The 13930-nt window shown below is 72.1% G+C and carries 10 protein-coding genes; 6 read left to right on the plus strand and 4 right to left on the minus strand.

Going from position 1 to position 13930, the window contains the following annotated elements; genetic code table 11:
- Window positions 1-251: 251 nt before the first annotated feature.
- Window positions 252-1508, plus strand: a complete 1257-nt coding sequence (locus ABZ738_RS29660) for an MFS transporter (protein WP_357218592.1) — start codon at window positions 252-254, stop codon at window positions 1506-1508.
- Between the two features lie 14 nt (window positions 1509-1522).
- Here ABZ738_RS29660 and ABZ738_RS29665 read toward each other — a convergent pair whose 3' ends face one another.
- Complete coding sequence (locus ABZ738_RS29665) at window positions 1523-2206, minus strand: hypothetical protein (RefSeq protein WP_131056560.1); 684 nt, start codon at window positions 2204-2206, stop codon at window positions 1523-1525.
- 69 nt (window positions 2207-2275) lie between these two features.
- Here ABZ738_RS29665 and ABZ738_RS29670 point away from each other — a divergent pair, with 69 nt between their 5' ends.
- The 3 genes from ABZ738_RS29670 (at window position 2276) to ABZ738_RS29680 (ending at window position 6734) form a co-directional block, all read left to right on the plus strand.
- Window positions 2276-4894 (plus strand): valine--tRNA ligase, encoded by a 2619-nt coding sequence (locus tag ABZ738_RS29670; RefSeq protein WP_357218596.1) that lies wholly within the window; start codon window positions 2276-2278, stop codon window positions 4892-4894.
- 110 nt (window positions 4895-5004) lie between these two features.
- A complete protein-coding gene (locus tag ABZ738_RS29675; RefSeq protein WP_236145819.1) occupies window positions 5005-6276 on the plus strand; it encodes a folylpolyglutamate synthase/dihydrofolate synthase family protein in 1272 nt (423 codons plus the stop codon).
- On the plus strand, window positions 6273-6734 hold the full coding sequence (locus tag ABZ738_RS29680) for a DUF4233 domain-containing protein (RefSeq protein WP_131054118.1): 462 nt from the start codon (window positions 6273-6275) through the stop codon (window positions 6732-6734). The genes ABZ738_RS29675 and ABZ738_RS29680 overlap by 4 nt, the downstream gene beginning before the upstream one ends.
- A 24-nt stretch (window positions 6735-6758) precedes the next feature.
- On the opposite strand, the gene ABZ738_RS29685 is transcribed toward ABZ738_RS29680, so the two are convergent.
- The gene (locus ABZ738_RS29685) at window positions 6759-8234 is read right to left on the minus strand and encodes a VOC family protein (RefSeq protein WP_131054119.1); all 1476 of its coding nucleotides are present in this window, start codon (window positions 8232-8234) and stop codon (window positions 6759-6761) included.
- A 143-nt stretch (window positions 8235-8377) separates the two neighbouring features.
- Here ABZ738_RS29685 and ndk point away from each other — a divergent pair, with 143 nt between their 5' ends.
- A complete protein-coding gene (gene ndk, locus ABZ738_RS29690; protein ID WP_131054120.1) occupies window positions 8378-8803 on the plus strand; it encodes a nucleoside-diphosphate kinase in 426 nt (141 codons plus the stop codon).
- A gap of 59 nt (window positions 8804-8862) precedes the next feature.
- Here ndk and sigJ read toward each other — a convergent pair whose 3' ends face one another.
- The gene (gene sigJ, locus ABZ738_RS29695) at window positions 8863-9789 is read right to left on the minus strand and encodes an RNA polymerase sigma factor SigJ (RefSeq protein WP_236145818.1); all 927 of its coding nucleotides are present in this window, start codon (window positions 9787-9789) and stop codon (window positions 8863-8865) included.
- Window positions 9738-10178: a carboxymuconolactone decarboxylase family protein gene (locus ABZ738_RS29700; protein WP_131054121.1), complete on the minus strand. Its 441-nt coding sequence runs from the start codon at window positions 10176-10178 to the stop codon at window positions 9738-9740. Before ABZ738_RS29700 ends, sigJ begins: the two co-directional genes overlap by 52 nt.
- A gap of 474 nt (window positions 10179-10652) precedes the next feature.
- On the opposite strand from ABZ738_RS29700, the gene ileS reads away from it, so the two are divergent.
- Window positions 10653-13850, plus strand: coding sequence for an isoleucine--tRNA ligase (gene ileS, locus ABZ738_RS29705; protein WP_357218603.1), 3198 nt, complete (start codon window positions 10653-10655; stop codon window positions 13848-13850).
- Window positions 13851-13930: the final 80 nt, after the last annotated feature.

A 13930-nucleotide genomic window follows, 5' to 3' on the forward strand; every position in this document is an offset into this window, starting at 1 on the left:
TGGTACTGCACCCGGGAGGGTGTGGGAGAGTAGGACACCGCCGGACATCTTCTCGATTTAGGGCCACCCCCACGGGGGTGGCCCTAAACGCATTTATGGACCGATCGCCGTAGCCCGACCGCTAAACCCGATCGTGGCAGCCTGAACCGAGACAGCCAGAACCGGGACAGCGCATCGGCCCGCCGGCCGCTAGCGTCACGCGAGTGACGGCGCCCACCGATGGCCCCGCCCCACCAGCACACGACCGGACGATGCCGGGCCCAGTGCCGGCATCTGAGGAGACGGCGCACGCCGGAAGAACGAGGTCGGGGCTGTGGCGTAACCGGGACTTCGGCGTGTTCTGGGCGGCGCAGACGGTGTCGGTGGTCGGCGACGGGTTCGCGTCGGTGGCCGTACCGCTGCTGGTGCTCCAGGTCACCGGGTCGGTGGCGCTGATGGGCCTGCTCACCGCCGTCGCGGGGGTGGCGTCGGTGGTCACGGCCGTCTTCGCGGGAGTGCTGGCCGACCGGGTGGACCGGCGACGCCTGCTGATCGGTGGTGACCTCGCGCGGGCCGTGCTCTTCGCCGCCGTACCGGTGGCGTGGCTCTGGGGGCCGCAGCTCTGGCTGCTCTACCTCGTACTGCCGGCCGGTGCCGCCGTGGGGATGGTGTTCCGGGTGGCGTACGTGGCGGCGGTGCCGGGGCTCGTCGACGTCGGGCGGATCACCGAGGCCAACGGCAAGCTGTCGGCGAGCTACGCGGTCGCCGGGATCGGGGGACCGCTGCTGGCCGGTCTGGTGGCGGCGCGCTTCGGGTACACCACGGCGGTGGCGGTGAACGCCGCGAGCTTCGCCGTGTCGGCGGTCGGGCTGACCGCCGTTCGGCTGCGGCAGGCCCGCCGGGAGCGGACCGCGACGACCCTGGCCGGGCTGCGTGACGAGCTGCTGGTCGGGGCCCGGTTCCTCTGGCGGCATCCGGTGCTGCGGAGCCTGACACTGCTGCTGTCGGCGTTCCTGTTCCTCACCTACGGGCTCGACGACGTGCTGATCTATCACGTCGGGCACGGCCTCGGCGGGTCGGAGCGTACCGTCGGGGTGGTGTTGGGGCTGGCCGCGCTCGGCACGGTCCTCGGCTCGCTGGTGGTGGCGCCGCTGCGACGACGCATCGGCTTCGGGCCCACCTGGTCGGGCAGTGTGGTGACGGCCGGCGTGGCGGTCGCGGCGGTCGGGTCGGCGGGTACGGTGCCGGCGGTGGCGGCCCTGGCGGCGGTGTACCTCGGCGGGGTGGCGGTCGGCGCGATCGGCTCCCTGTCGCTACGGCAGGAGGTGACGCCGAACCACCTGCTGGGCCGGGTCACCTCGGTGTTCTGGGCGACCCACTACGCGCTCGGCCCGATCGGCGCCGCCGTGGTGACGTGGGGCGCGCAGGGGTACGGCGTACCCCTGGTCTGTCTGCTGGCGGGTGGTGGGTGCGTCCTGGTCGGGCTCGCGGCGCTCGCCACGCCGGTGGCGCGGGTCGGCGGGCGGTGACCCGGCGGCGCTCGTCAGTGCCGGGTCTGCACGGTCTCGCGGATCTGTCGCAGCAGCCCGGCGGACTCGTCGACCGAGCGGGACGGGAACATGGCGAGCACCACGCTGCCGTGGTCGGCCCAGCCGCAGACCGCGAAGTCACCGCCGTCGCCGCTGGTGCTGCCGCACTTCATCGTCCCGCCGAGACCGCCCGGGGAGACGTTGCGCAGGTCGCTGATCGCGCCGGTCTCGTCGCCCATCAGCGTGAACAGGCTCTCCAGGTCCCGCTCCGGCTGCCACAGCAGGGTCGTGCCGCCGAAGAGGAGCACCGAGCGGCGGGTGTCGGCCGGATCCTGGTAGACCGCGCCGAAGCTGCTGTCCAGCCGGATGTCGGCCGCGAGGCCGCTGCGCAGGTAGTCGGCGGTGCTCACCGCGCGGTCGCTGGTGTCCTGGCGCAGGCCGGCGACCTCGCCCGGAGTGCTGATCCGGGCGTCCTTCTGCTGCATGATCCGCCAACCCCAGGAGCCGAGCGTGCCGACGCCCGCGAACACCAGGACCGCGATCAACGCCACCGCGATCCGCCAGCGCCGGGACCGGACGGCGCGGCGGTCGGGGCCGGTCGCCGCCTCGGGCTGGTCCAGCTCGATCGGCTCGGCGGTCAGGTCGACCAGCGGGGTGCCGTCGTCGAGGTGGTGGAGGCTGCGGCGCGCGTCGGACATAGCCGACACCGTACGCGAACCACCGGTGGCGCACGTCGGGTCCGCCGAAGCGCTCCGTAGACTTCCAGGGTGACCGAGAACCTGGATGCCCGACGCCTCGACGCCCCGACCCTTGCCGGCCAGTACCTGCCCGGCGAGGTAGAGCAGCGACGGTACGAGCAGTGGGTAGCCGACGGTCGGTTCCGGGCATCGGCGGAGAGCGAGCGGCAGCCCTTCACCATCGTCATCCCGCCGCCGAACGTGACCGGCTCGCTGCACATGGGCCACGCGCTGGACCACACCGTGCAGGACGCCCTGGTGCGGCGCAAGCGTATGCAGGGCTTCGAGGCGCTCTGGCTGCCCGGCATGGACCACGCCGGCATCGCCACCCAGAACGTGGTCGAGCGGCAGCTCGCCGCGCAGGGCCTGTCCCGCCACGATCTGGGCCGGGAGAAGTTCGTCGAGCGGGTGTGGCAGTGGAAGGCGGAGTCCGGCGGGACCATCCTCGGCCAGATGCGCCGCCTCGGTGACTCGGTGGACTGGGAGCGCGAGCGCTTCACCATGGACGAGGGCCTGTCCCGCGCCGTGCAGACCATGTTCAAGAAGCTGTACGACGACGGGCTGATCTATCGCGCGAACCGGATCATCAACTGGTGTCCGCGCTGTCTGACCGCCCTCTCCGACATCGAGGTGGAGCACTCCGACGACGACGGTGAGCTGGTCTCGATCCGGTACAGCGACGACGTGGTGGTGGCCACCACCCGGGCGGAGACGATGCTCGGCGACACGGCGGTGGCGGTGCACCCGGACGACGAGCGGTACCGGCACCTGATCGGCACCGAGGTCGAGCTGCCGTTGACCGGGCGGCGGATCCCGATCGTGGGGGACGCCCACGTCGACCCGTCCTTCGGCACCGGCATGGTGAAGGTCACCCCGGCGCACGACCCGAACGACTTCGAGATCGGGCAGCGGCACGACCTGCCCGCGCTCACCGTGATGGACGAGCGGGGTGTGATCACCGCGCCTGGTCCGTTCCAGGGGCTGGACCGGTTCGAGGCCCGGCCCGCGATCGTCGCGGCGCTGCGCGAGCAGGGCCGCATCGTCGCCGAGAAGCGGCCGTACGTGCATGCCGTCGGGCACTGCTCGCGGTGCCGCACCACGGTGGAACCCCGGCTGTCGTTGCAGTGGTTCGTCAACACCTCGCCGCTGGCGAAGGCGGCCGGTGACGCGGTGCGCGACGGGCGGGTCCGGATCGAGCCGGCGGAGCTGGCCAAGCGCTACTTCGCCTGGGTCGACAACATGCACGACTGGTGCATCTCCCGCCAGCTCTGGTGGGGCCACCGGATCCCGGTCTGGTACGGCCCGGCCGGCGAGGTGGTCTGCGTCGGACCCGACGAGGAGCCGCCGACCGGGACGGGCTGGCACCAGGACGAGGACGTGCTGGACACCTGGTTCTCCAGCGGCCTGTGGCCGTTCTCCACGCTCGGTTGGCCGGAGCAGACCCCGGACCTGGCCAAGTTCTATCCGACCAGCGTGCTGGTGACCGGTTACGACATCCTCTTCTTCTGGGTCGCCCGGATGATGATGTTCGGCCTGTACGCGATGGACGGCAGGCAGCCGTTCGACGTGATCGCCCTGCACGGCATGGTCCGTGACGAGCACGGCAAGAAGATGTCGAAGTCGTTCGGGAACGTGGTCGACCCGCTGGACTGGATCGACCGGTACGGTGCCGACGCGACCCGCTTCACGCTGGCCCGGGGCGCCAACCCGGGCGGCGACGTGCCGGTCAGCGAGGAGTGGTGCCAGGGCTCCCGGAACTTCTGCAACAAGCTCTGGAACGCCACCCGGTTCGCGTTGATCAACGGCGCGCACACCGGCGGTCCGATGCCGACCGCCGACAAGCTGTCGACCGTCGACCGGTGGATCCTGTCCCGGCTGGCGCACGTCACCGCCGAGGTCGACGAGCAGTTCGAGGCGTACGAGTTCGCCAAGGTGTGTGACCTGCTCTACCACTTCGCCTGGGACGACGTCTGTGACTGGTACGTCGAGCTGAGCAAGCCGGTGCTGGCCGGCGGGGGCGAGTCGGCCGAGGTCACTCGCCGGGTCCTCGGTCATGTGCTGGACCACCTCCTGCGGCTGCTGCACCCGGTGATCCCGTTCGTCACCGAGGAGTTGTGGACCGCGCTGACCGGCGGCGAGACGCTGCTCACCGCGGCCTGGCCGGCTGCCGACCGGGCGCTCGTCGACGACGCCGCCGAGGCGGAGGTCGCCACCCTGCAACGGGTGGTCACCGAGGTCCGCCGGTTCCGCTCGGACCAGGGCCTGCGCCCGACCCAGCGGGTCGCCGCCCGGCTCGACGGCCTGGCCGGCGCCGGCGTGGCGGCGCACGAACCGCTGATCCGGTCGCTCGCGCGGCTCGACGCGCCCGCCGACGACTTCCAGGCCAGCGCCACGCTGGCCATGGCGGGCGAGGTCAACGTCGCGCTGGACACCCGGGGCTCGATCGACGTGGCCGCCGAGCGGGCGCGACTGACCAAGGACCGGACGGCGGCCGAGAAGGAGGCCGGGCAGGCCCGGGCGAAGCTGGACAATCCGGCGTTCGTCGGCAAGGCCCCCGAACCGGTCGTCGCCAAGATCCGTCAACGACTGGCCGTCGCCGAGGCCGACCTGGCCCGGATCGACGCCGCCCTGGAGGCCCTGCCCTCGTGAGCGACGACCGTACCGAGAACACCGATCGTGGTCGGCCGCGCGGCGACCGCGCCGCGCACGCCGCCTTCGCCCAGGCGGAGGCGGAGCTGGCCGGGCGCGGTTTCACCCGGATGGTGTTCGAGCTGGACCGCATCTCGTCCCTGCTCGACCTGCTGGGCAGCCCGCAGCGGGCGTACCCGTCGATCCACCTGACCGGCACCAACGGCAAGACCTCCACGGCCCGGATGATCGACTCGCTGTTGCGGGCGTTCGGGCTGCACACCGGCCGGTACACCAGCCCGCACCTGGAGAGCGTCCGGGAGCGGATCAGCCTGGACGGCGAGCCGGTGGACGAGACCCGGTTCGCCGCGGTCTATCAGGAGATCAAGCCGCTGGCCGAGCTGGTGGACGACCGGTCGGCGGAGCCGCTGACCTACTTCGACATGACCACCGCGCTGGCGTTCGCCACGTTCGCCGACGCTCCCGTCGACATCGCCGTGGTCGAGGTGGGCCTCGGTGGCGCCGAGGACGCCACGAACGTGATCCAGGCCGGGGTGTGCGTACTCACGCCGATCGGGTTGGACCACACCGAGTGGCTCGGTGACACGCTCCAGGACATCGCGGTCGCCAAGTCCGGCATCATCCACCCCGGCGCCACGGTGATCTGCGCGGCGCAGGAGGAGGAGGCCGCCGAGCCGATCCTGCAACGCTGCGCCGAGGTGGGCGCGACCATCGCCCGCGAGGGCGCCGAGTTCGGCGTGCTGCGTCGGGCGGTCGCCGTCGGCGGGCAGGTGCTCACCCTGCAAGGACTCGGCGGGGTGTACGAAGAGGTGTTCGTCCCGCTGCACGGCGCGCACCAGGCGCAGAACGCGGCGCTGGCGCTCGCCGCCGTGGAGGCGTTCCTCGGCGCCGGCGCGCGGCGGCAGTTGGACGTGGAGGCGGTCCGGGAGGGCTTCGCCACGGCCAGCTCGCCGGGCCGCCTGGAGCGGGTCCGGAACGCCCCGACGATCCTGCTGGACGGTGCGCACAACCCGCAGGGGATGGCCGCCACGGTCACCGCCCTGCAGGAGGAGTTCGCGTTCAGCAAGCTGGTCGCGGTGGTGGGCACACTGGCCGACAAGGACGCGCCGAGCCTGCTGGAGCTGCTCGAACCGGTGGTCGACCAGGTGGTGGTGACCCGTAACAGCTCGCCCCGGGCGCTGCCGGCCAAGGAGTTGGCCGCGCTCGCCGCCGAAGTGTTCGGGCCGGACCGGGTCGAGGTCGCCGAGGAGATGCCGGACGCGATCGAGGCGGCGGTGGCGCTGGCCGAGGAGGACGTACCGGGTGAACTGGCCGGGGTCGGGGTGCTGATCACCGGCTCGGTGGTGACCGTGGCCGACGCCCGCCGCCTGCTGAAGCGATGAGCGAGCCCACGGGCGCGGCCCGGCCGGACGAGACCCCCGAAACCATCACCGGTGGCGGTGCCGGATCGGGGCAGCCCGAGGGCGTTCCCGGGACGGACGGTGACGGTCCGCCGGGACAGCGCCGGTCCGGGCTGCGTGATCCGCAGCGGGCGGTACGCGGACTCGGCGCAGGCACCCTCGCGCTGGAGGCGCTGGTGCTGCTGCTGGCGATCCAACCGATCCGGGTCGTCGGCGGTGACCTCGGCGGTCCGGCGCTCGCGGCGGTGGTGACGCTGGCCGTGCTGGCGGCGCTGCTGGCCGGGCTGATGCGCCGACCCTGGGCGTGGCAGGCCGGCACCGTGTTGCAGGGTCTGCTGCTGCTGTCCGGCCTGCTGCACTGGGCGCTGTTCGCGCTGGGCGTCATCTTCGCGCTGGTGTGGGCGTACGCGTTGCACGTCCGTCGGGTGATCCTGGGCTGACCGGCGTCCGTGCCGGTCGGCGGGTCACGCCTCGGCGCGTTCCCGCCACTGGGTCAGGGCGATGCCGTGCCCGTCCGGGTCGCGGAACGCCGCCGCCCACACCTCCAGCTTGGTGCCCCGGTTGACCACCCGGGGCGCGTAGGTGAACCGGACGCCCGAGTCACGCATCCGCTCGTAGGCCGACTGGATGTCGTCGACGTCGAGGTTGACGTGCACCAGCCGCCGGTTCATCGGCTGGGCGCCGGTCACCTCGCGCAGCACCAGCCGGGTGGCCCCGGAGGAGAGGACCGCGTTGCCGTTGCCCCGGTCGACCTCGCGGAAGCCGAGCCGGTCCCGATAGAACTCCAGCGATCGGGACAGCTCGGTGACGAGCAGGGTGATGCCCACACCGCTGATCGGGGCGGCCAGGTCGGCGGTGTCCGGGTCGAAACCGAAGATCGCCTCGTCCAGTTCCCGGTCGTCCACCTGCGGATCGTCGGGGTCCGGGGCGCCGGTCGCCGCCGCGTGCACCGGCTCGTCCTCGTGCGGTGCCGACCGGGTGTGCCCGGCGGTCGTCGGGTACGGGTCGTCCAGCGGCAGGTCCAGCGGGTCGAGGGGGCCCGTCGGGGCGGAGGGCGGATCGGCCGGTCGTCCGGCGGCCGGTGCCGTGCTCGGCGTACCGGTGACCGGCGCGCCGGCCGGGTGGTCGTCGCGCGGCAGGTCGGCGAAGAGGTCGGTCTCGTCCGGGGCGGCGGCCGTCGCGGCGAACCGCTCCTCGGCGGGGGTACGTGGCGCGGGCGTGGCGCGGCGGGGCAACGGGGCGTCGCTACTCTGCTCGACCACGGTGCCCTCCAGCACCACGGGTCCACCCGGGCGCTGGCGTACCCGGACCGGGTCCCGGGACTCGACCGGCTCGACCGGGTCGTCGCGGAGCGGGGTGCCGAGCGGGTCACCCAGCGGGTCGTGGAAGTCGTCCTCCGGCGGCCGGTCGGCCCACGGCGGGGCCTGCTGCCCGATCAGCACCTCGTCCGGCGGGCCCTGCCCGACGAACTCGTCGGCGAACTCGGGCGGCAGGTCGGCGGTGCCGGCCTCGGCGTGGGTGGGCACCTCGTCCCAGAGCACCCGGACGTGTCGCGGGTCGTCCAGCGCCACCCGGATCGGCAGTGTCTGGCCCAGCGACGGCCACTTGGCGACCGGCACCCGCGGCTCGATGATCTTCTTGGACCGGGGCGGCAGCCCGGGCGCGTCGATCACGAGCTGGAGTTCGCAGCGGCCGAAGGCGTACTGGGTGGGTGGTTCGGAGGCGCTGTGCACGTGCCCGGCGCCGACGACCCAGGTGCGACCGCCGCCGCGTACGGTGGCCAGCGCGATCGCCAGCACCAGCAGGGCCACACCGAGCGCCACGATGGCCCAGCTCGTCATGCCCAGCCCGAACAGCACGACGAAACTGGCCACGGTGCCGAGCACCGCCGCGATCAGTTTGCGTACCGGTGCGATGGGTCGGTTCCCGCCGTTCGCCACAGTGGACCTCCCGGGTGGTCAGGCCCAGGCTAGGCCGGATCGGGGGCCGGGGGAAGGACCGACCACCGCGCCGGGGCCGGGACCGGGTCGCTAGGCTGACCGTACCCAGCCCGACCGACTTACGCCCTCAGGAGGAACCCAGCGTGTCCAGCAGCAGCCCGGACGAGCGCACGCTCGTACTGATCAAGCCCGACGCGGTCCGCCGCGGCCTGGTCGGCGAGATCGTCTCCCGCTTCGAGCGGAAGGGGCTGCGGATCGACGCGATGGCGTCCCGGACGATGGACGCCGCGCTGGCCGACGAGCACTACGCCGAGCACGTGGACAAGGCGTTCTACCCGCCGCTGAAGACGTTCATGACCAGCGGCCCGTTGGTCGCGCTGGTGCTCTCCGGCGACCAGGTGATCGACGTGGTGCGGGGTCTGATCGGCGCCACCGACGGACGCAAGGCCGTCGCCGGCACCATCCGGGGCGACCTCGCCCTGTCCAACCGGGAGAACCTGGTGCACGCCTCCGACTCCCCGGACAGCGCCAAGCGCGAGCTGGCGCTCTGGTTCCCCGAGCTGGGCTGACGACCGCCTCCCCGAGTTGGGCTCACGACAGCGGCGAGCCGGCCCGTCGACGGGCCGGCTCAGGTCGCCCAGGGCAACTTGTCCGGGTTGGCGACCAGGAAGATGTCGGTGATCCGACCGTCGGCGGTGCCGAGCATGACCGCATACCGGGAGCCGCCGGCGGTGATCACCACGGCGGCCGGCTGACCGTTGAGTTCGGTGCGGTGCACGGTGAGCGGCCAGCCCTTCTCGCGGACGCCCAGCAGGAACCGGACCACCCGGTCCGCGCCGGTGATCGGGTTGCGGGCGGCACTCACCCGACCGCCGCCGTCACTCCAGGCGATCGCGTCGGCGGCCACCAGCTCGGTCAGCCTCCGCAGGTCACCCTCGCCGGCGGCGGCGATGAACGCCTCCAGCAGTCGCTCCTGCTCCGCCCGGTCGGCGGTGAACCGGCGCTGCTCGCGCCCGATCCGGGCGGCGGCCCGGTGGTGCAACTGACGGCAGTCCTCGACGGAACGGTCGAGCAGCTCGGCGATCTCGGCGTACGGCAGCTCGAACGCGGTGTGCAGGACGTAGACCGCGCGCTCCGGCGGGGTGAGCCGCTCCAGCAGGTGCAGCAGCGCGGTGGAGAGCGAGTCGCGCAGTTCGGCGCGTTCCAACGGGCCGAACGGTGACGGTGCCGTCGGTACCGGCTCCGGCAGCCACTGCCCGACGTACGCCTCCCGGGTGGCCTGCCGGGCCCGCAGCCGGTCCATGGACAGGTGGGTCACCACCCGGGACAGGTAGCGGCGTGGCTCGGTCACCCGGCTCCGGTCGACGCGGGCCCAGCGCAGGTAGGTCTCCTGGAGCACGTCCTCGGCGTCGTGCCGGCTGCCGAGCAGCCGGTACGCCAGACCGAGCAGCATCGGCCGGTGCGCGTCGAGCGCACCGGCCGCCTCCGCCGCCTCCGCCGGGTTCAGTCGTCCGACGGGAGATCGTTGCGGAAGGTCACCGCGATCCGGTTCCACACGTTGATTGTGGCAATCGCCAGGACCAGGTCGGCGAGCGCCTTCTCCGGCCAGACCTTCGCCGCGTCCTCCCACACGTCGTCGGGTACCCCGTGTTCGCCGAGCCGGGTCACCGCGTCGGTCAACGCCAGCGCGGCGCGTTCCCGCTGGTCGAAGAAGGGCGCCTCGCGCCAGGCGGCCACCGCGAACAGCCGCCGGCTCGACTCACCCGCGCCGAGCGCCTCCTGGCTGTGCATGTCGACGCAGTACGCGCAGCCGTTCAGGATCGAGGCGCGCAGCTTCACCAGCTCCAGCACGGTGTGGTCCACGTTCGCCCGGACGTACTTCTCCAGCCCCATCACGGCGCTGAACGCCCCTGGCGCCACCTCCGCCACGTTCATCCGCTGCATGACAACCCTCCCGCTAGATCGCTCCGACACCCCCACGACGGGCGCACCCCACAGGGCGTGACAGGTACACCCTGTGACGCCGGTCATGGAGGCTCGTCGTGGAGGTGCGCGTCGATCATGGACTCGTGGTCGGTGATTCGCCCCGTGCGGCCCGGTTTGCGACTGCCGGGACTCCATGATCGGCGGGGTGGGGTTATCGGGAGGAGGGGGACGGGTGGGATGGGTATCATGGGTGGGTATGGCGATGATCCGGCAATCACCGGTGAGCCTCCGGAAGAACGGCCGGGTGACCGGCTCAGTAGAACCGGACGGGTCGGCCCGTCACAGCCGGTCAACGAGCGGGTGGTCGTACTCCGGCCACCAAGCGGGGTGGTACCGCGGGCCCGGCCCGGGGCGCCGGTGACGGCGTACCGGTGACGGCTCGTCCTCGCAGACCCACACGACAGTGAGCGTCAGCGAGGAGAGCGACCCCCGATGGGCTATCCGTTGCACGACCCGACCGCCACCGGCGTCCCGGCCAGCCCGGACCTGCCCGCGGTCGAGCGCCGGGTGCTGGAGCACTGGACGGCCGACAAGACCTTCGAGGCCAGCGTCGAGCAGCGTCCCGCCTCCGGCCGGCAGCCGGAGACGGCGACCGGTGCCTCGGCCGGTGACGCCGACAACGAGTACGTCTTCTACGACGGCCCGCCGTTCGCCAACGGCCTGCCGCACTACGGTCACCTCTTCACCGGGTACGTCAAGGACGTGGTGCCGCGCTACCAGACCATGCGCGGCCGGCGGGTGGAGCGGCGCTTCGGCTGGGACTGCCACGGCCTGCCCGCCGAGGTGGTGGCCGAGAAGCAGCTCGGCATCACCAGCAAGGCGGAGATCCTCGACCTCGGCGTGGCCCGGTTCAACGACGCCTGCCGCTCCTCCGTGCTGGAGTTCACCCAGGACTGGGAGCGGTACGTCACCCGGCAGGCCCGCTGGGTCGACTTCGCCAACGACTACAAGACCCTCGACCTGGACTACATGGAAAGCGTCATGTGGGCCTTCAAGACCCTGCACGACAAGGGTCTGATCTACGAGGGTTTCCGGGTGCTGGCGTACTGCTGGCGGTGTGAGACGCCGCTGTCGAACACCGAGACCCGGATGGACGACGTCTACCGGGACCGGCACGACCCCACGTTGACCGTGTGGTTCGGGCTGACCGCCGACGAGTCCGCGCCGGAACTGCTCCGGGGGCCGGTCCGGCTGGGCGTCTGGACCACCACGCCGTGGACGCTGCCGTCGAACCTGGCGCTGGCCGTCGGGCCGGACATCGAGTACGCGGTGCTGGACCGCGACGGCGAGCGCTACGTCGTCGGCGCCGGTCGCCTCGGGGCGTACGCCAAGGAACTGGAGGGGTACGAGCAGGTCGGCACGGTACGCGGCGCCGACCTGGTGGGGCGGCGGTACACCCCGCTGTTCGACTTCCTCACCGCGCAGGCCGGACCGCAGGCGTACCAGGTGCTCGGCGCCGAGTTCGTCACCACCGAGGACGGCACCGGGATCGTGCACCTCGCCCCGGCCTTCGGCGAGGACGACCAGAACGTCTGCAACGCGGCCGGCATCCCGACCATCGTCACCGTGGACGACCACACCCGGTTCACCGGGCTGGTCCCGCCCTACGAGGGCGAGCAGGTCTTCGACGTCAACAAGCCGGTGATCCGGGAGCTCAAGGAGCGGGGGGTGGTGCTGCGGCAGGACACCTACACCCACTCGTATCCGCACTGCTGGCGCTGTGACACCCCGCTGGTCTACAAGGCGGTGTCGTCGTGGTTCGTCGCGGTGACGACGTTCAAGGACCGCATGGTCGAGCTGAACCAGCAGATCAACTGGACGCCCGGACACATCAAGGACGGCTCGTTCGGCAAGTGGCTGGCCAACGCCCGGGACTGGTCCATCAGCCGGAACCGGTTCTGGGGCTCGCCCATCCCGGTGTGGCGCTCGGACGACCCGAACCACCCGCGCGTCGACGTGTACGGGTCGCTGGAGGAGATCGAGCGCGACTTCGGCGTACGCCTGACCGACCTGCACCGGCCGGCGGTGGACGACCTGGTCCGCCCCAACCCGGACGACCCGACGGGCCGGTCGATGATGCGCCGCGTGCCGGAGGTGCTGGACTGCTGGTTCGAGTCCGGCTCGATGCCCTTCGCCCAGGTGCACTACCCGTTCGAGAACCGCGACTGGTTCGAGAGCCACTACCCGGGTGACTTCATCGTCGAGTACATCGGGCAGACCCGGGGCTGGTTCTACACCATGCACGTGCTGGCCACCGCGCTGTTCGACCGGCCGGCGTTCCGCAACTGCCTCAGCCACGGCATCCTGCTCGGCTCCGACGGGCGCAAGATGTCCAAGAGCCTGCGCAACTACCCGGACGTCTACCACGTCTTCGACTCGTACGGGTCGGACGCGATGCGGTGGATGCTGATGTCGTCGCCGGTGCTGCGGGGCGGGGACATGCCGGTCACCGAGTCGAGCGTCCGGGACGCCGTGCGGCAGGTGCTGTTGCCGCTCTGGAACGTCTGGTACTTCTTCTCGCTCTACGCCAACGCCGACGGCTACCAGGCGAAACGGAAGACCGACGCGGTGGCGACCGGTGCCGGCAGCCTGCTCGACCGGTACGTGCTGGCCAAGACCAACGAGCTGGTCGAGACGGCCGGCGCGCAGATGGACGCGTACGACATCTCGGGGGCCTGCGCCACCGTCCGGTCCTACCTGGACGCGCTGACCAACTGGTATGTGCGTCGCTCGCGGGACCGGTTCTGGGCGGGCGACACGGAGGCGTTCGACACGCTCTGGACGGTGCTGGAGACGCTGTGCCGGGTGGTGGCGCCGTTGGCACCGCTGACCGCCGAGGAGATCTGGCGCGGGCTGACCGGTGAGCGGTCGGTGCACCTGACCGACTGGCCGCGTGCCGAGGACTTCCCGGTCGACCACGAGCTGGTGGCCGCGATGGACGCCACCCGGGCGGTCGCCTCGGCGGCGCTGTCGCTGCGCAAGGCCAAGGGTCTGCGGGTCCGGCTGCCGCTGGCGAAGCTGACCGTGGCCAGCCCGGCGGCCGAGCAGCTGCGGCCCTTCGCCGACCTGGTCGCCGACGAGGTCAACGTGAAGGAGGTCGTCTTCACCGACGAGGTGTCGGCGTACTGCCAGCAGGTGCTCACCGTGGTGCCCCGGGCGCTCGGACCTCGGGTCGGCAAGCAGGTGCAGCAGGTGATCAAGGCGGTCAAGGCGGGGGAGTGGGAGTTGGTCGACGGCGCCCCGGTCGCCGCCGGGGTCACGCTGGCCGAGGGCGAGTACGAGCTGCGGCTGGTCGCGGCCGACGCCGAGCACTCCGCCCCGCTGCCGGGTGGTGAGGGGGTGGTGGTGCTGGACACCGTGGTCACCCCCGAACTGGCCGCCGAGGGGCTGGCCCGGGACGTCGTCCGGGTGGTCCAGCAGGCCCGCCGCGACGCCGACCTGGACGTCTCGGACCGGATCGCGGTGACGGTGTCGGCCTCGGCGGAGGTGCGCGCGGCGGTGTCCGGGTACGCCGAGTTCGTGGCCCGTGAGGTGCTGGCGGACCGCGTCGACTTCGCCGACGAGCTGGACGGCTTCGCCGGTGAGGTCGGCGAGGGCGAGCAGGTGACGGTCGAGGTGCGTCGCGTGTGAGCTGACGTGTGTTGATGTGTAAGGAAGGGCCCCCTACTAACGCCTGCGGTAGTACCGGGGGCCCTTCCTAACATCCGGCA

Source organism: Micromonospora sp. NPDC047793, from assembly GCF_040642635.1.
Lineage (GTDB): Bacteria > Actinomycetota > Actinomycetes > Mycobacteriales > Micromonosporaceae > Micromonospora.

What these genes read in the sequence shown, in the direction of transcription:
- ABZ738_RS29660 (WP_357218592.1), top strand. Translation starts at nt 252, where the DNA reads ATGCCGGGCCCAGTGCCGGCATCTGAGGAGACGGCGCACGCCGGAAGA.
- ABZ738_RS29665 (WP_131056560.1), bottom strand. Translation starts at nt 2,206, where the DNA reads ATGTCCGACGCGCGCCGCAGCCTCCACCACCTCGACGACGGCACCCCG.
- ABZ738_RS29675 (WP_236145819.1), top strand. Translation starts at nt 5,005, where the DNA reads ATGGTGTTCGAGCTGGACCGCATCTCGTCCCTGCTCGACCTGCTGGGC.
- ABZ738_RS29680 (WP_131054118.1), top strand. Translation starts at nt 6,273, where the DNA reads ATGAGCGAGCCCACGGGCGCGGCCCGGCCGGACGAGACCCCCGAAACC.
- ABZ738_RS29700 (WP_131054121.1), bottom strand. Translation starts at nt 10,178, where the DNA reads ATGCAGCGGATGAACGTGGCGGAGGTGGCGCCAGGGGCGTTCAGCGCC.
- ileS (WP_357218603.1), top strand. Translation starts at nt 10,653, where the DNA reads ATGGGCTATCCGTTGCACGACCCGACCGCCACCGGCGTCCCGGCCAGC.